Origin of the sequence: Pseudomonas sp. Irchel s3a12 (genome assembly GCF_900187485.1) — a bacterium.
Classification (GTDB): Bacteria; Pseudomonadota; Gammaproteobacteria; order Pseudomonadales; family Pseudomonadaceae; genus Aquipseudomonas; species Aquipseudomonas neuropathica.
On record NZ_FYDN01000013.1, the window covers coordinates 14,716 to 31,270 of the forward strand.

Genomic DNA, 16,555 nt, shown 5'->3' on the forward strand with positions numbered 1-16,555 from the left:
CCATATGATCGTTCCCACGCTCTGCGTGGAAATGCATCTCGGGACGCTCCGCGTCCCAGCGGCGGACGCAGAGCGTCCATGGCGGCATTCCCACGCGGAGCGTGGGAACGATCACCCGTAGCTAGAGGCCCAGCAGAGACAGCATGATGAAGGTCGCGAACAGCACGAAGTGGGTCATGCCTTCGATGGCATTGGTCTCACCGTCATTCAAGTTGATCGCGCTGACGATCAGCGTGATGAAGATCATCACCGTCTGTACCGGTGTCATCGCCATCTGAAACGGCTGACCGGTATACAGGGCCATTGCTTCCATCACCGGCACCGTCAGAATCACCGTCGACAATGACGCGCCCATCGCAATGTTCACCACCGACTGCATACGGTTGGCCAGTGCCGCACGCAACGCGGTGAGAATCTCCGGCGCGGCGGAAATCGCCGCCACCAGAATCGCCGTGATCACCGGCGGCGCGCCCGTGCCTTCCAGGCCCAGATCGAGGGTCTTCGACATCACCTCGGCGAGTGCGCCGATCACCACAATGCCAAACACCAGAATGCCGATCGACAGACCGATGCTCGGTGCTTTTGCCTGCGCGTCCTGTGGTTCTTTCTTACGGCGTTTGTCGGGGTAGCTGTAGCTGAAAAAGTAGCTGTGCGGGCCGACCTGCATGCGCAGAAACAACGCGTAAAGCACGACCATCGCGCCGATGGTGAACGCTGAATAAATCTTCCAGTTGGCCTCGGGAATGAACTCCGGCACCACCATCGACACGCCCATGGCGGTGAGGATCATCACGCTGTAGCTGCGCGCGGAATCGTCGTTGTAGGACTGTTCGCCGTGTTTGATCCCGCCCATCAGCGCGGCGAGGCCGAGGATGCCGTTGATGTCGAGCATCACGGCGGAGTAGATCGTGTCGCGCACCAGCGTGGGCGACGCTTCGTTGCTCATCATGATTGCCAGAATAACCACTTCGACCAGCACGGCCGCAAGCGTGAGGATCATCGTGCCGTAAGGGTCGCCGACCTTTTCGGCGAGCAATTCGGCGTGATGGGCGACGCGCATCGAGGCGGCGACGATGAAGGCGATCAGCACCAGACCGCCGAGCAGCGCGACGATCTGGCCGCTGTGCAGCAGCCAGTGTTCCAGCGGATAGGCAACGCACGCGGCGATGACTGCCAGCAGCAGAAAGCTTTCTTGCTTGAGAATTGTGAGCATGGCGGGCCTTTTGCCGAAGAGTGCGAATGAGCTACTGACTGCAGGGCGGCGCTAACGTTTCGTTACACCTTAGCGCACCAGCGAATAGCAGCGAGTTTGGCAGGTGCCCTTTTATTGGCCTCACCGGCCTCTTCGCGAGCAGGCTCGCTCCCACAGGGGAATGCGCTCGAAGGTGGGAGCGAGCCTGCTCGCGAAGGCCGCACCGCGGTTTCGGAAGGTTTGTTGTCCTGTTGGTCAGCAATTTGCATTGGCCCTGACCACACACAACAAAATGGAGTTCGAATTCATGCAAATACGTCCGCTGCACAAACTGCTGTGCGCCGCCCTCGGTCTGGGGATCAGTCTGAGCGCCAGCGCTGCCGATCCGCTCAAGGTCGGCTTCGTCTACATCGGACCGATCGGTGACCACGGCTGGACGTATCAGCATGAGCAGGGGCGCAAGGCCCTCGCGGAAAAATTCGGCAATCAGATCACCACCAACTACGTCGAGAACGTCGCCGAAGGCGCCGACGCCGAGCGGGTGATCCGCAACATGGCCAAGGACAAATACGACCTGATCTTCACCACCTCCTTCGGCTACATGAACCCCACCGTCAAAGTCGCCAAGCAATTTCCCAAGGTGACCTTCGAACACGCCACCGGCTACAAACAGGACAAGAACCTTGGTACCTATCTGGCGCGCACTTACGAGGGTCGCTACGTCGGCGGTTTCCTTGCGGCGAAGATGACCAAGACCAAGAAAATCGGTTACGTCGCTTCGTTCCCGATCCCCGAGGTGATCCGCGATATCAACGCGATTCAACTGGCCTTGAACAAGTACAACCCCGGAACCGAGATCAAAGTGGTGTGGGTCAACTCGTGGTTCGACCCAGGCAAGGAAGCCGACGCGGCCAACGCGCTGATCGATCAGGGTGTCGACGTGGTGTTCCAGCACACCGACAGCCCCGCGCCGATTCAAGCCGCCGAACGTCGTGGCGTGTACGCGGTGGGTTACGCCTCGGACATGGCGCATTTCGGGCCGAAAGCCGTGCTGACGTCGATCGTCAACGACTGGGCGCCGCATTACATTCAGGCAACGCAGAGTGTGATCGATCACAGCTGGAAACCTCAGGATTACTGGGGTGGGTTGAAGGAAGGCACGGTTGAACTGCCGATCAGCGACCTGGTGCCGGCACCAGTGAAAGCCGAGGCCGAGCAGATCATTGCCGATATCAAGAGCGGTGCATTGCAGCCGTTTACCGGGCCGATCAAGGATCAGGCCGGCGTCGAGAAAATCCCGGCGGGTGTGAGTGCGAACACTGCGGAACTGGCGTCGATGAACTATTACGTTGAAGGCATGAAGGCCGAGATGCCGAAGTAAGCCACCTGACCCCGATCGTTCCCACGCTCTGCGTGGGAATGCCGCCCGGGACGCTCCGCGTCCCTGCCAAAAGCGGACGCAGAGCGTCCATTGAGGCATTCCCACGCGGAGCATGGGAACGATCTCCCGTACTTTTCAAGGATTGTGTATGGATCAGCTTCCGATCATCGATATCAGCCCGCTCTACTCCGCCGATGAAAACGCCTGGCCCGCCGTCGCCGCGCAAATCGACCTGGCCTGCCGCGAATGGGGCTTTTTCTACATCAAGGGTCATCCGATTTCAGCGCAGCGCATCGACGCCGTGCTCGATCAGACTCAGCGTTTTTTTGCCCTGCCCGCAGCGGAAAAACTCAAGATCGACATCACCCAGACCCGCCACCATCGTGGCTACGGCGCCATCGCCACCGAGCAACTCGACCCGAGCAAACCCAGCGACCTCAAAGAAACCTTCGACATGGGTCTGCACCTGCCGGCCAATCATCCCGACGTGCTCGCCGAAAAACCGTTACGCGGGCCGAACCGTCATCCGGCGCAGACCGGATGGCCTGAGTTGATGGAGCAGCATTACCTCGACATGCAGGCCCTCGCGCAAACCCTGCTGCGGGCGATGACCCTCGCGCTAGGCATCGAACGCGACTTCTTCGACAGCCGTTTCAATGATCCCGTCAGCGTCCTGCGCATGATCCATTACCCACCGCGTCACACTGCCAGCTCCGCCGAGCAGCAAGGCGCCGGCGCGCACACCGATTATGGCTGCATCACCCTGCTCTATCAGGACAGCGCCGGTGGCTTGCAGGTCAGGAACGTGCGAGGCGAATGGATCGACGCGCCGCCCATCGACGGCACCTTCGTGGTCAACCTCGGCGACATGATGGCGCGCTGGAGCAACGACCGTTATCGCTCGACCCCGCACCGGGTGATCAGCCCGCTCGGCGTGGATCGCTACTCGATGCCGTTCTTCGCCGAGCCGCATCCGGACACCCGCATCGAATGCCTGCCGGGTTGTCAGGACGCACAGCATCCGGCGAAATATCCGACGACCACCTGCGCCGAATTCCTGCTCTCGCGCTTCGCCGATACCTACGCCTATCGCCGCGAGCAAGAAGCCGTGTGATGGATCGCTTGGTCAGGTTTTGCCAATTGTTTCGGCGAGCATCTGTAGAATGCCGTCATTGCACCTGATGAGAAAAGAATATGTACGACTGGCTCAACGCCTTGCCCAAGGCTGAACTGCACCTGCATCTGGAAGGCTCGCTGGAGCCTGAGCTGCTGTTCGCCCTGGCCGAGCGCAACAAGATCGCCCTGCCGTGGAGCGACGTGGAGACCCTGCGCAAGGCATACGCCTTCAACAACCTGCAGGAATTCCTCGACCTGTATTACCAGGGCGCCGACGTATTGCGCACCTCGCAGGATTTCTACGACCTGACCTGGGCCTACCTGTTGCGTTGCAAAGCGCAGAACGTGATTCACACCGAACCGTTCTTCGACCCGCAGACCCACACCGATCGAGGCATCCCATTCGAAGTGGTGCTCAACGGCATCGCCGCAGCACTGAAGGATGGCGAGCAGCAACTGGGCATCACCAGCGGTTTGATCCTCAGCTTCCTGCGCCACCTCAGCGAAGAAGAAGCCGAGAAAACTCTGGACCAGGCACTGCCATTCCGTGACGCGTTTGTCGCGGTCGGCCTCGACAGCTCCGAGATGGGCCACCCGCCGAGCAAGTTTCAGCGCGTGTTTGATCGCGCCCGCCACGAAGGTTTCCTGACCGTTGCCCACGCTGGCGAAGAAGGCCCGCCGGAGTACATCTGGGAAGCTATCGATCTGCTGAAAATCCAGCGCATCGACCATGGCGTGCGCGCCATCGAAGACGAGCGTCTGATGCAGCGGATCATCGACGAGCAAATCCCGCTGACCGTGTGCCCGCTGTCGAACACCAAACTCTGCGTGTTCGATCACATGTCGCAGCACAACATCCTCGACATGCTCGAGCGTGGCGTGAAGGTCACGGTGAACTCCGATGACCCGGCGTACTTCGGTGGTTATGTGACCGAGAACTTCTACGCGCTGCATGAACATTTGGGCATGACCCAGGATCAGGCCAAGCGTTTGGCGCAGAACAGCCTGGATGCGCGACTGGTAAAACCCTAAGCAACACCGAAGTACCCATGTGGGAGCGAGCCTGCTCGCGAAGAGGGAGTGTCAGTTAACATTTTCGTTGAATGACACTCCGCTTTCGCGAGCAGGCTCGCTCCCACAGTGGGTTCTTTGTTCAGCCTGGGATTTGGGTTTCGGTCAGCTCTTCCAGGGTTTTCCCTCGCGTCTCCATCCCGAACAGCCACACCACGCCCGCCGCAATCGCAAAGCACGCCGCGCCCAGCGCAAACACCCCGCCCTGCCCGGTAATCGGGAACACCAGTCCGGTCACCAACGGCCCGAGCAGCGAACCCACGCGGCCAATCGCCGAGGCAAAGCCCGAGCCGGTCGCCCGCGCCGACGTCGGATAAAGCTCCGGCGTATAGGTGTAGAGCACCGCCCACATGCCGAACAGGAAAAACTGCATCAGCAACCCGGTGCCGATCAGCAGCGCCACGTTGCCGCCAAACACCGCGCTCTGCCCATACAAAAACGCCATTACACCTCCGCCGAGCAACGTCACGATGCATACCGGTTTGCGCCCCCAGCGCTCAACCAGCCATGCGGCCATGAGAAACCCGGGAATCCCGCCCAGGGAAATCAGCACCGTGTAATACACCGACTGCGTCACCGCGAAACCCGACTGTTGCAACAGCGCACTGAGCCACGACGTCAGCCCGTAAAAGCCGAGCAGCGCAAAGAACCACAGACTCCAGAGCATCGTCGTGCGCTGGCGATACTGCGGCGACCAGATCTGTTTCAGCGCCGCAAAGAAGTTGCCCGGCGGCGTGACGGTGCGCGGCAAGCGCAGCGGCTCCGGCAACGCGGCACCACCGAGCGACGAACGCACCCGCGCCTCGATGCCGTTCAATACCTTGTCTGCCGCCTCATGTTTTCCGGCCTGTTCCAGCCAGCGCGGTGACTCGGGAATGAAAAACCTGATCGCCAGTACGAACACCGCCGGCACCGCCAACACCAGAAAGATGTCGCGCCAGCCAATCAGCGGCAGCAGAAAGTAGGACAGCACGCCGGCAGCAACGAAGCCGAGCGGCCAGAAGCCGTCCATCAACGCGATGTAACGTCCGCGGCGCTGCGCTGGAATCAGCTCGGACAACATCGACTGGGCGATCGGAAACTCCATGCCCATACCGATCCCCAACAGGATGCGAAACAGCGTCAGCGTCTCGACCGTTTGCGCTGTCGAGCACAGATAACTGGCCACCCCCCACAGCACGATGCTCCACTGAAACACCGGTTTACGCCCGAAGCGATCGGCGAGCATGCCGGACAGCGACGCCCCCAGCACCATGCCGAAAAAGCTCGAACTGGCGAGCAACCCCGCTTGCGCACTGCTCAGGCCGAACTCGGCTTTGATCGAGCCGAGCAGGAAGGTCATCATCGCCAGATCCATGGAGTCGAAGAAAAACGCCAAGGCGATGATGATGAAAATAATCCGGTGATAACCGCTGATCGGCAGTCGTTCCAGACGTTCTGCCGCGCTGTAGCCGTGAGTCTCCATGCCACCTCCCCCATCCGAAAAATATCCCCGGATCGAGTGTGCTTGATAGCGAAACGGCGTTAGTGCTGGATACGACCTGTTCGCAGTCGCGGGCGACGCCAGAAGCGCTTACGCAGTTCCGGACGTCGATTGCGAGTGCTCTACAACGCCATTTCCAGCTCGGTTTCCTTGGCGAAACGGTGCAGCTCCCGTTGGCCGGTGGCGGTCAATTGCAAAGCTCTCGAGTCGTTGGGCAGGGTCAGCCAGCCGGACTGCATGAACAACTGCAATAACGCGGCGCCGAGTGATCCCCCCATGTGCGGACGACGTTCGCTCCAGTCTGGACAAGCACACGCCACTTGCACGTTGCGATGGGCCAGCGCCTGAATGAACACGCCACGTCCAGCCAACAGTTTCGAACCCTTGTGGGTCACCACGACGCGTTGTTCAAGCTGTTCGATCCAGCCAGCATCGAGCAAGCGCTGATACAGGTCCGCCGCTAGCGTACCGCCGAGGTGGTCATCGCAAAAACGCGCGCGCAACAATGAGGACGGCGCGGTTTGCGGTTTGGCCATGGGGGTGGTGCGTTTGAAGACCTCGGGAATTTCCCGTGGAGCACTGGCGATGGTGGCGCTGGCCAATGCTTCTATCGCAGCACCGACCTCCGGTGCCGAGAGACGGAAAAAGCGTTTGCGACCACGGACTTCGACCTTCAACAGACCACCCGTGGATAGCCGCGCCAGATGCGCGCTGGCCGACGACGGCGACAGCCCTGCCAGTAGCGCAAGCTCCTCGGTTTGCCGGGCCGAGCCATCCATCAACGCCCACATCATCGCGCTGCGCTTGGGGTCGGCCAGCAACGTGGCGATCTGGCTGATGCAAGGTGCATGTTCCATGTGTTCACTCCCTGTTGAATCGTATCGTCTACTGCTCGGAGACATCTTGGCCGGTAATCAGTCATCGGCCAAGACGCGAAAATCGCCATGAACCGGGGCGAGGCAAGCCACTGACGCAGCCTGCTCCGGCACAGAACCCGCAGCAGTTGCGCGACCGTCACTCGAAGACTGGCGACGCGGTGCGAGGATCTCCGGGCCGGGGTGTCGGTGCTGGCATGAGGCGGGCGCTAGTATAAGCGGGTTCGCCCGCGCGTCCTGCGCCGGGGCCTGCGCAGGTGGTGATTGTTCCTGACAGAAATTTCTCTATTTACCTGCGACTAATGATCAACTTTCGGAAAAGCGGGAAATTGACTACTCACTTCAGCGCATCGGCTGGCGAGCATTTCCCTCAGAAGGTTCACCGGCTTACTCAATTGGGCGCGATGGGCGCACAACAAATTCAGCGGTGCGCGCTCACAAAGCAGCTCTGGCAACAGCACTTTGAGCCGCCCGGCGAGCACATCGGCGCCCACGTCCAGCCACGACTTGTAGGCAATTCCGGCGCCGGCCACCGCCCACAGACGCACAACGTCGGCGTCATCGCTGAAACGGTCACCACTGACGGTCAGACCAACTTCACGTTTACCGTCATGAAAACTCCAATGGTCATGCACCCGGCTGCCGAGCATGTACAACAGGCAGTTGTGCTGGGCCAGTTGTTCGAGCTGGCGCGGTTCGCCGTGTCGGGCCAGATACGCCGGGGAGGCGCACAGCACACGGCGGTTGTGCGGGGCGATGGGCAAGGCGATCAGGCTCGAGTCTTCCGGCTCGCCGTAGCGCAAAGCGATGTCCACGGGTTGGCGGAACAAGTCCGCGATGCGATCGCCGAGCAGCAAGCGCACGGTCAGCTTCGGGTGCTCGCGCTGGAACTCGTCGAGCCACGGCAGTAACAGGTTGCGGCCGAAGTCCGAAGGCGCCGACAACTGCAAGACCCCACTGACCTGATCCTGTCCGCTGGCCAGTAAGCGCCGGCCTTCATCAAGGTTGCTCAGCGCCGCCCGCGCGTATTCGAGAAAGCCGTCGCCCTCGGCTGTCAGGCGCAGACTGCGGGTCGAGCGCGCGAGCAAGCGCGCACCGAGCTGCTGTTCAATCCGTTTCAACGCCGCACTCGCCACGGCAGCGGACATGTCCATCACCCGCGCGGCTGCCGACAGACTGCCCAGATCCGCCGCCCGGACAAACAACTGCAAGTCGTCAAAACGCAGCATGCTCAGCCTCGATTATCAAAAAAATATTGAAAGAGACTGCTCTTTTAGCCGGTTTTATCTCGCAGAGAAATAGCCAATCATCGCTCTATCGCATTCATCCCGCTTCTCTGGAGCCGAGCATGACCCAGCCATTCACCGCTATTGCCACCCTGATCGCCAAGCCGGGCCAACAGGATCTTCTCGAACAAGGCCTGCGCGCACTGGTTGAGCCGAGCCGCGCCGAAGCCGGTTGCAGCCAGTACGACCTGCACCGTGACCTCGCCGACCCGCAGGTGTTTTATGTGATTGAACACTGGGCCAGCGAAGCGATTCTTGAGGCGCACAACGCCAGCGCGCACTTCCAGCATTTCCAGGCAACGGCTGGCCACGCCATCGAACACTTCCAACTCAAGCGCCTCGGCGCGATTGTCTGATTCCTTCTTCTATTACCTGTACGGAGCCACTCATGAAAGCCATCGCCTATTACGCTTCCCTGCCGATCAGCGACGCCAAGTCCCTGCAAGACATCGAACTGCCAGAACCGGTCGCCGGCCCACGCGACGTGCTGGTGGAAGTCAAAGCCATTTCGGTCAACCCGGTCGACACCAAAGTGCGGCAGAACGTGGCACCGGAAAACGGCGCGGCGAAAGTGCTGGGCTGGGACGTTGCCGGTGTGGTCAAGGCTGTTGGCAGCGAAGTGACGTTGTTCAAGGCCGGCGACAAAGTCTTTTACGCCGGCTCCATCGCCCGTGCCGGCGGCAACAGTGAGCTGCACGTGGTGGATGAGCGCATCGTCGGCCATATGCCGAAATCCCTCGGTTTTGCCGAAGCCGCCGCACTGCCGCTGACCGCGATCACCGCATGGGAGTTGTTGTTCGAGCGCCTGCAAATCCGCGAAGGCAATACCGATGAAGGCCAGAGCCTGCTGATCGTCGGTGCCGCCGGCGGGGTTGGCTCGATCCTGACGCAATTGGCCAGGCAACTGACCGGCCTGAAGGTGATCGGCACCGCATCCCGCGAGCAAACCCGCGATTGGGTCAAAGAACTGGGCGCCGACCTGGTCATCGATCACAGCCAGCCGCTGAGCGAAGAACTCAAGCGCGCCGGGGTCGACAGCGTGACCCACGTCGCCAGCCTGACCCAGACCGACCAGCACCTGGATCAACTGGTCGAAGCGCTGGCGCCGCAAGGCAAACTGGCGTTGATCGACGATCCGAAGTCACTGGACGTGAGCAAGCTCAAGCGCAAGAGCCTGTCGCTGCACTGGGAGTTCATGTACACCCGCTCGCTGTTCGAGACGCCAGACATGATCGAGCAGCACAAACTGCTCAACCGCGTGGCGGATCTGATTGATGCCGGGACGTTGAAGACCACGGTGGGCGAGCATTTCGGCACGATCAATGCTGCGAACCTGCGTCGCGCCCATGAGCTGCTTGAAAGTGGCAAAGCCAAGGGGAAAATTGTTTTAGAAGGTTTCTAAAAAATCGCACAGCGCAGCCTTCGCCGAACCTAGAGCGGTCGGCGGGGCTGCGCTGTTTTTTGCCGTCAGTCCGATGCTTGACCCTTGTCACAATTGCGATCGTATTCAGGTCTACAATCGAAGCCTCTGCGATACATCTTTTACGCAAGGGAGGTCAGCAATGAAGATCCTGATAAAAGAAGTGGCAAAGTCTCAATGGCAGGTTCGTCTGGACCAACACGCCGTGACATTCCGCAGTGAAGCCGAAGCACTGGCCTTCACCCGCACCCTCGAAGCGCGACTGTGCGCACCCCATCAGATTCCCGACCGCAGCCAGCAGCGCGCCGCCGGCTGAGGTTATTTATGCCTCGGCCTGAGCTTGCGCCAGTGCCCGGGCATTCTGCAGACGGCGGGTGAGCAGCGCCACGCACACCACCAGCAAACCGCACAGGCTGATGACTATTGCCATCGGCACGGCGGTGCCGTCGTGCAACACCCCTACCAGCGCCGAAGCGCCGGCGGCGACACTGAATTGCATGCAGCCGAGCAGTGCCGACGCACTGCCGGCGCGTGCGCCCTGCCCGTTCATCGCACAAGCGGCGGCGTTCGGGCTGATGCAACCCAGGCTCGACACGCAGATGAACAGTGGAATCAGCAGCGGCCACAACGATTCGGTGTGCATTGCGCTGACCGCGAGCAACGCCAGCCCGGCGGCGAAGTAAACCCACACCGCCCGCGACAGCAGGAACGCCGGGCCGCGCTTGGCCAACATCCGCGCGTTGACCTGCGCCACCAAAATGAACCCCGCCGCGTTGGTGCCGAACAGCCAGCCGAAATGCTCGGCCGGCACGCCGTAAAGTTTGATGAAAATGAACGGTGAACCCGCGATGTAAGCGAACATCCCGGCGATGGCGATGCCGCCGGTCAGGGCATGGCCGAGGTAAACCCGGTCCTTGAGCAAGCGTCCGTATTGACGCAGCGCGCCGGACAACGGCTGACGCGGCATGTGCGCCGGCATACTTTCCGGCAGCCCCAGCGCCACCGCCAACCCGGCCAGTGCACTGAACCCGGTCAGCACCAGGAAGATCGACTGCCAACCCGTGGTGTTGACCAACAGACCGCCGAGCATCGGCGCCAGAATCGGCGCCAGGCCCATCACCAGCATCAATTGCGAAAAGACTTTCGCCGAGCCGACCGCGTCGCATTTGTCGCTGACCACCGCCCGGGAAATCACCATCCCCGCACAGCCGCCCAAGGCCTGGACAAAACGCGCACCGATCAGCCATTCCAGGTTTGGCGCATAAGCGCAGGCCAGGGATGCCAAGGTGAACAGCGTAAGGCCCACCAGCAACGGGATGCGTCGACCGAAGCGGTCCGCCACCGGGCCATAAGCCAGTTGGCCGATGGACAGACCGGCGAAATACGCCGCCAGCGTCATCTGCACATGTTTCTCGTCGGTGCCGAACGCCAGCGCCATCGAGGGAAAGGCAGGTAAATAGAAGTCGATCGCCAAGGGCCCGAAGGCGGTCAAGGCACCGAGAATCAGAATGGTACGGAAGTTCATCAGGCATCCAGGTTGGCAAGTCGGCAGCCCGACAGTCTAGCCGCGCCCGAACGCCTTGAACATTCCGATAGCTCGCTAACGATCAATTTCAGACGAGCTTCACCTCATATCCTTCCTCGCGAATCGCTTCGATAACCTGATCAGCACTCATGGCGCTTTCGACGCCGACCTCTTTAGCCGCCAGATCAACCCGCACACTGGCCGCCGGGTCCTTGGCCTGCACAGCGTTGGTGATTGCTTTGACGCAGTGACCGCAGGACATGCCTTGAACGTTGAACACTTGCATGGAAATGACTCCTTTGAGTGAGGTTGCCGGCAGTTTCGAGCTTGCCACGATGGCAAGGTCAAGTTCTTCAATAAACTGCCGGGCTGGCAATCGGCGCCGCGCTCGGCCAAGCTGCGTACATCAATGACTCGATTCAGGAGATTCAGCCATGCGCTGGTCAGCTTTCAGCCTGTTTGGCTTTCTCAGTCTCTTTGCCGCAATTCCTACAGTGCAAGCCGCTGGTGAGGATTACGGCGTTCTGATCATCTCCCGCGAGCGCCTGGAAGTGGCAACCTCCTGCGAAATCGGTGTGTATATCCAGGATCAGCTGTCGGCGCGACTGTTTCAGGAACAGAGCACGTCTTTCAACCTGCCACCGGGCACTGTATCGCTGCGTCTGAAACTACTGCCGGGGCAGGTACCGGGTTGCAATCCGGGCTTGCTCGCACCGGGTTCGCAGGAAATAAAACTGCAGGCGGGCGATGTGCAGAAGTACCGGATCGCGATGACACAGGAAGGCATGTACCTGAAGCGCGCCGATCTCGGCTATTAAGCAACTACAAACCTGTGGGAGCGAGCCTGCTCGCGAATACGGTGTGTCATTCAGCGATGATGTTGACTGACCCACCGCTTTCGCGAGCAGGCTCGCTCCCACAGTTGGTTTTGCGGCGCGTCAAAGAATGGCGCTTGACCTTGCCCGCATGGCAAGGTTGATCCTTGTAGGCATCTACTACAGGGAGTACGACCAATGTCCGATTCCATCACTTTCGACCTGCCGATTGCCGGCATGACCTGCGCCAGTTGTGCCGGGCGTGTCGAGCGGGCCTTGAGCAAAGTCAGCGGCGCCAGTGCCGTCAGCGTCAACCTCGCCACCGAGCAGGCCCGTGTGCAGGCGCCCGGCGACAGTCTGCCGGCCTTGATGGCAGCAGTTGAGCGCGCCGGTTACAGCGTGCCGCAGCAGACTATCGAATTGAATATCGAAGGCATGACCTGCGCCTCCTGCGTCGGTCGCGTCGAGCGCGCCTTGAACAAAGTCCCCGGTGTGAAAAGCGTCAGCGTCAACCTCGCCAACGAACGCGCCCACCTCGAATTGCTCGGTCAGGTCGATCCGCAAACCCTGATCGAAGCCGTCAGCAAGGCCGGTTATTCGGCCAGCATCTGGCAAGCCGAACATCCACAAACCGATAACCAACAACAGCGCCTGAAACATGAACGCTGGGCGCTGATCTGCGCCATCGCCCTCGCCCTACCGTTGGTGGCGCCGATGTTGCTGCAACCGTTCGGCATCCATTGGATGCTGCCGGCCTGGGCGCAATTCGCCCTCGCCACGCCCGTGCAGTTCATTTTCGGTGCACGCTTTTATGTGGCGGCGTGGAAAGCCGTGCGTGCCGGCGCTGGCAACATGGACTTGCTGGTCGCCCTCGGCACCAGCGCCGGTTACGGCTTGAGCTTGTACGAATGGGCCACCGCCGCCGGGCGCATGCCGCATCTGTATTTCGAAGCGTCGGCGGTGGTCATTGCCTTGGTGCTGCTCGGCAAATACCTGGAGAGCCGCGCCAAACGCCAGACTGCCAGTGCCATCCGCGCGCTGGAAGCGTTGCGTCCGGAACGGGCGATTCAAGTGATCGACGGCCGCGAGCAGGATGTCGCCATCAGCGCTTTGCGCCTGAACGATCTGGTGCTGGTCAAACCCGGCGAGCGTTTCCCGGTCGACGGCGAAGTCATCGAAGGCCAGAGCCACGCCGATGAAGCACTGATCAGCGGCGAAAGCCTGCCGGTACCGAAACAACCCGGAGACAAAGTCACCGGCGGCGCGATCAACGGTGAAGGCCGCTTGCTGGTGCGCACCCTGGCGCTCGGCGCAGAAACCGTGCTGGCGCGGATCATTCGTCTGGTTGAGGACGCTCAAGCCGCGAAAGCACCGATCCAGAAACTGGTGGATAAAGTCAGCCAGATCTTCGTGCCAACGGTGTTGCTGATCGCGTTGGTGACACTGATCGGCTGGTGGCTCTACGGCGCCCCCATGGAGACCGCGTTGATCAACGCCGTCGCGGTGCTGGTCATCGCCTGCCCGTGTGCGCTGGGGCTTGCCACGCCGACGGCGATCATGGCCGGCACCGGCGTAGCGGCGCGCCACGGCATTCTGATCAAGGACGCCGAAGCACTGGAACGCGCCCATGAAGTCAGCAGTGTGGTATTCGACAAAACCGGCACGCTGACCTCCGGCACGCCGCGCATTGCCCATTTCAGTGCAGTGGATGGTGATGAAGACACGCTGCTGAAACTGGCCGGTGCGCTGCAACGCGGCAGTGAACATCCGTTGGCCAAAGCGGTACTCGATGCCGCAGCGGAACGAGGCCTGAACGTGCAGGATGTCAGCGACAGTCAATCGCTGACCGGTCGCGGCATTGCCGGCAATCTTGAAGGCCGGCGTCTGGCGCTGGGCAATCGGCGGATGCTCGAAGAAAGTGCTTTGAACGCGGGCAACCTGAGCGAATCTGCCCAGACTTGGGAAGCCGAGGGCCGCACCCTGTCGTGGTTAATCGAACAAAGCCCGGAACCGAAAGTGCTCGGTTTGTTCGCCTTTGGTGACACCCTGAAACCCGGTGCACTGGAAGCCGTGCAGCAACTCGCCGCCCAGGATATCCACAGCCATCTGCTGACCGGCGACAACCGTGGCAGCGCTCGCGTGGTCGCCGAGGCCCTCGGTATCAGCAATGTCCACGCCGAGGTGCTGCCAGCGGACAAAGCCGCGACCGTCACCGAGCTGAAAAAAACCGGTGTGGTCGCCATGGTCGGTGACGGCATCAACGACGCCCCGGCCCTCGCCGCTGCCGACATCGGTATCGCCATGGGTGGCGGCACCGATGTCGCCATGCACGCAGCGGGCATCACCTTGATGCGCGGCGATCCACGGTTGGTGCCGGCGGCGCTGGAGATCAGTCGCAAAACCTATGCAAAGATCCGCCAGAACCTGTTCTGGGCCTTTGTCTACAACCTGATCGGCATTCCGCTGGCGGCGTTCGGCTTCCTTAACCCGGTGCTGGCCGGCGCGGCGATGGCGCTGTCGAGCGTCAGCGTGGTGAGCAATGCGTTACTGTTGAAAACCTGGAAACCCAAGGACCTGGAGGAACACCGATGAACATCGGTCAAGCGGCCAGACACAGTGGCCTGAGCGCGAAAATGATCCGCTATTACGAGTCGATCGGCCTGCTCAAAGCGGCGCATCGCACCGACAGCGGTTACCGGGTCTATGGTGACGATGACCTGCATACGCTGGCGTTCATCAAGCGCTCGCGGGATCTGGGCTTTTCCCTGGAAGAGGTCGGCAAACTGCTGACCCTCTGGCAGGATCGCCAACGCGCCAGCGCCGATGTCAAAGCCTTGGCCCGCCAGCACATCGACGAGTTGAACCAGAAGATTCGCGAGCTCGGCGAATTACGCGACACCCTGCAAGACCTAGTCGAGCACTGCAACGGCGACCACCGCCCCGATTGCCCGATCCTCAAGGAACTGGCGTCGGGCTGCTGCGCACACCCCCCCAGCGCTTGAGCGCCAGAACTTTCACCAGCAGCAACGTACTGAGCGGAATGCCGTGGAACAGCATGACCACGGCACCCGGCGTCCACCACGCGTAGAACGGCGCGGCGATCAGCATGCCGATACCGAACCCGGTCATTTGCAGCAAAGTCAGCACGCTGAAAATCGGCAGGCGCAATTGCTCGGGTTCACGCTGCAGACGCGACATCAGCCCGACCTCGGAAAAGCCGTCACCCAGCCCTGCCGGCAAGGAAAACAGCAACAGCGCATAGAGGTTGTGTTGCTGGAACATCAGGATAAAGCCACAGGACATCAGCGCCACACCGAAGAAAAACCGTCGTTCGAGGTGGATGTTGTCCGAGCCTTTGAGACGGCTGGCGATTCGCGCACCCAGCAATTTGCCGCTGGCCCACACCGCGAGCATCAGGCCCAGCGTGGTGCTCGCCGATTCTGGGGTGAGCAGTTTGGAGATGATCGGAAAGCCGACGTTGTGCGCGGCGCTGCCCAAGGTGTCGGCCATGGTGACCGCGAGCATCGCGGCAATCACCGGCGCAGAACGCAGGCCTTGCTTGAGCGCTGTCCATTCGCCGCGTTCCGGTGCGTCGTTGACGGTTGCGGGTGCGAACCGCAGCGGCACAATCAATAACGCGGCCAGCAAATAGGTCAGCGCATTCAGGGCGAACACCGTTTCAAAACCAAACCCCGCTACCAGCAAACCTGAAACCAGGCTGCCACCAACCATCGCGGCGGATGAAGCCGAGGTGATCCAGGCATTGGCCTTGAGCAACTGATCGGCGTGGATCAAACGCGGCAACTGGCTGTTGAGGCCGATGGCGAACATCGAGTTTCCCAGGCCCAGACCGAAGGCGATCACCGGCAACAGCAAGGCCTGTTGGCTGACGGGCACGATCAACAACAGACCGAGCACGCTGGCGCGCAGCAGGTCGAAGGCGATCAGCGGTGCGCGTCCGCTGCAACGACGGTAAAACGCGGTGCCGATCAGACTGGCAAAAATCCCCCCGCCGACACGACTGGCGAGAAAGACCCCGACGCTTATTGCGCTGTTGCTCAGCAGGTAGACGTAGGTGGCCAGCGCGACCATGTTGAGGAAGGCGCCGAAATCGGAGATCAGTCGAGCGGTGACGATCAGGTGGGTGTTGCGCGGGGTGGTCACATTCAGTCCTTGAGTGTGGTTGGGGCGGTGGACAGTAGACTTGAATTTGCGGGGATCCGAAAGAGGCCCCTCACCCTAACCCTCTCCCAGGGGGAGAGGGGACCGATTGGGGGATATTTGGGAGGTACACCGACCTGAACGTTTTTCGTTGAATCCATAATCGACTCGTTTTTTCAGGTCGATATATGACGAAAGACACCTCGGTCGGCTCCCTCTCCCTCTGGGAG

The 16,555-nt window shown here is 61.0% G+C and carries 16 protein-coding genes; 9 read left to right on the top strand and 7 right to left on the bottom strand.

What is annotated here, in order from left to right; genetic code table 11:
- Positions 1-121 precede the first annotated feature (121 nt).
- Positions 122-1,213, bottom strand: a complete 1,092-nt coding sequence (locus tag CKW14_RS21250) for a calcium:proton antiporter (RefSeq protein WP_095126087.1) — start codon at positions 1,211-1,213, stop codon at positions 122-124.
- A gap of 286 nt (positions 1,214-1,499) precedes the next feature.
- Between CKW14_RS21250 and CKW14_RS21255 the strand changes: the two genes are divergently transcribed.
- The 3 genes from CKW14_RS21255 to CKW14_RS21265 all read left to right on the top strand — a co-directional run bounded on the left by CKW14_RS21255 (position 1,500) and on the right by CKW14_RS21265 (position 4,721).
- The gene (locus CKW14_RS21255; RefSeq protein WP_093430367.1) at positions 1,500-2,573 is read left to right on the top strand and encodes a BMP family ABC transporter substrate-binding protein; all 1,074 of its coding nucleotides are present in this window, start codon (positions 1,500-1,502) and stop codon (positions 2,571-2,573) included.
- Positions 2,574-2,721: 148 nt separating this feature from the next.
- Complete coding sequence (locus tag CKW14_RS21260) at positions 2,722-3,687, top strand: 2-oxoglutarate and iron-dependent oxygenase domain-containing protein (protein WP_095047397.1); 966 nt, start codon at positions 2,722-2,724, stop codon at positions 3,685-3,687.
- Between the two features lie 80 nt (positions 3,688-3,767).
- Positions 3,768-4,721 carry an adenosine deaminase gene (locus CKW14_RS21265; RefSeq protein WP_095047396.1) on the top strand — a complete coding sequence of 318 codons (954 nt, stop codon included), beginning with the start codon at positions 3,768-3,770 and terminating at the stop codon, positions 4,719-4,721.
- 121 nt (positions 4,722-4,842) lie between these two features.
- On the opposite strand, the gene CKW14_RS21270 is transcribed toward CKW14_RS21265, so the two are convergent.
- The 3 genes from CKW14_RS21270 to CKW14_RS21280 form a co-directional block, all read right to left on the bottom strand.
- Positions 4,843-6,225, bottom strand: coding sequence for an MFS transporter (locus tag CKW14_RS21270; protein ID WP_095126088.1), 1,383 nt, complete (start codon positions 6,223-6,225; stop codon positions 4,843-4,845).
- 140 nt (positions 6,226-6,365) lie between these two features.
- Positions 6,366-7,100, bottom strand: a complete 735-nt coding sequence (locus CKW14_RS21275) for a helix-turn-helix transcriptional regulator (RefSeq protein WP_093430305.1) — start codon at positions 7,098-7,100, stop codon at positions 6,366-6,368.
- A 317-nt stretch (positions 7,101-7,417) separates the two neighbouring features.
- Positions 7,418-8,347, bottom strand: a complete 930-nt coding sequence (locus CKW14_RS21280; RefSeq protein WP_095047394.1) for a LysR family transcriptional regulator — start codon at positions 8,345-8,347, stop codon at positions 7,418-7,420.
- A 119-nt stretch (positions 8,348-8,466) separates the two neighbouring features.
- Between CKW14_RS21280 and CKW14_RS21285 the strand changes: the two genes are divergently transcribed.
- From CKW14_RS21285 to CKW14_RS30010, 3 genes are all read left to right on the top strand, one after another.
- Complete coding sequence (locus CKW14_RS21285) at positions 8,467-8,760, top strand: putative quinol monooxygenase (RefSeq protein WP_095047393.1); 294 nt, start codon at positions 8,467-8,469, stop codon at positions 8,758-8,760.
- Between the two features lie 32 nt (positions 8,761-8,792).
- On the top strand, positions 8,793-9,806 hold the full coding sequence (locus CKW14_RS21290; RefSeq protein ID WP_095047392.1) for a zinc-binding alcohol dehydrogenase family protein: 1,014 nt from the start codon (positions 8,793-8,795) through the stop codon (positions 9,804-9,806).
- Between the two features lie 160 nt (positions 9,807-9,966).
- Positions 9,967-10,140: a hypothetical protein gene (locus CKW14_RS30010; protein ID WP_007914687.1), complete on the top strand. Its 174-nt coding sequence runs from the start codon at positions 9,967-9,969 to the stop codon at positions 10,138-10,140.
- Between the two features lie 6 nt (positions 10,141-10,146).
- Here CKW14_RS30010 and CKW14_RS21295 read toward each other — a convergent pair whose 3' ends face one another.
- Positions 10,147-11,349 carry a multidrug effflux MFS transporter gene (locus tag CKW14_RS21295; protein ID WP_007914685.1) on the bottom strand — a complete coding sequence of 401 codons (1,203 nt, stop codon included), beginning with the start codon at positions 11,347-11,349 and terminating at the stop codon, positions 10,147-10,149.
- 88 nt (positions 11,350-11,437) lie between these two features.
- Positions 11,438-11,635 carry a cation transporter gene (locus tag CKW14_RS21300; RefSeq protein ID WP_007914683.1) on the bottom strand — a complete coding sequence of 66 codons (198 nt, stop codon included), beginning with the start codon at positions 11,633-11,635 and terminating at the stop codon, positions 11,438-11,440.
- A 148-nt stretch (positions 11,636-11,783) separates the two neighbouring features.
- Between CKW14_RS21300 and CKW14_RS21305 the strand changes: the two genes are divergently transcribed.
- From CKW14_RS21305 to cueR, 3 genes are all read left to right on the top strand, one after another.
- Positions 11,784-12,167 (top strand): hypothetical protein, encoded by a 384-nt coding sequence (locus tag CKW14_RS21305; RefSeq protein ID WP_077570848.1) that lies wholly within the window; start codon positions 11,784-11,786, stop codon positions 12,165-12,167.
- Between the two features lie 195 nt (positions 12,168-12,362).
- Positions 12,363-14,756: a copper resistance metal-translocating P1-type ATPase CueA gene (cueA, locus tag CKW14_RS21315; protein WP_095126089.1), complete on the top strand. Its 2,394-nt coding sequence runs from the start codon at positions 12,363-12,365 to the stop codon at positions 14,754-14,756.
- On the top strand, positions 14,753-15,166 hold the full coding sequence (cueR, locus tag CKW14_RS21320) for a Cu(I)-responsive transcriptional regulator (RefSeq protein WP_095126090.1): 414 nt from the start codon (positions 14,753-14,755) through the stop codon (positions 15,164-15,166). The genes cueA and cueR overlap by 4 nt, the downstream gene beginning before the upstream one ends.
- Here cueR and CKW14_RS21325 read toward each other — a convergent pair.
- Positions 15,120-16,328: an MFS transporter gene (locus tag CKW14_RS21325; RefSeq protein WP_095126091.1), complete on the bottom strand. Its 1,209-nt coding sequence runs from the start codon at positions 16,326-16,328 to the stop codon at positions 15,120-15,122. The two genes, cueR and CKW14_RS21325, sit on opposite strands and share 47 nt — an antisense overlap.
- Positions 16,329-16,555 lie beyond the last annotated feature (227 nt).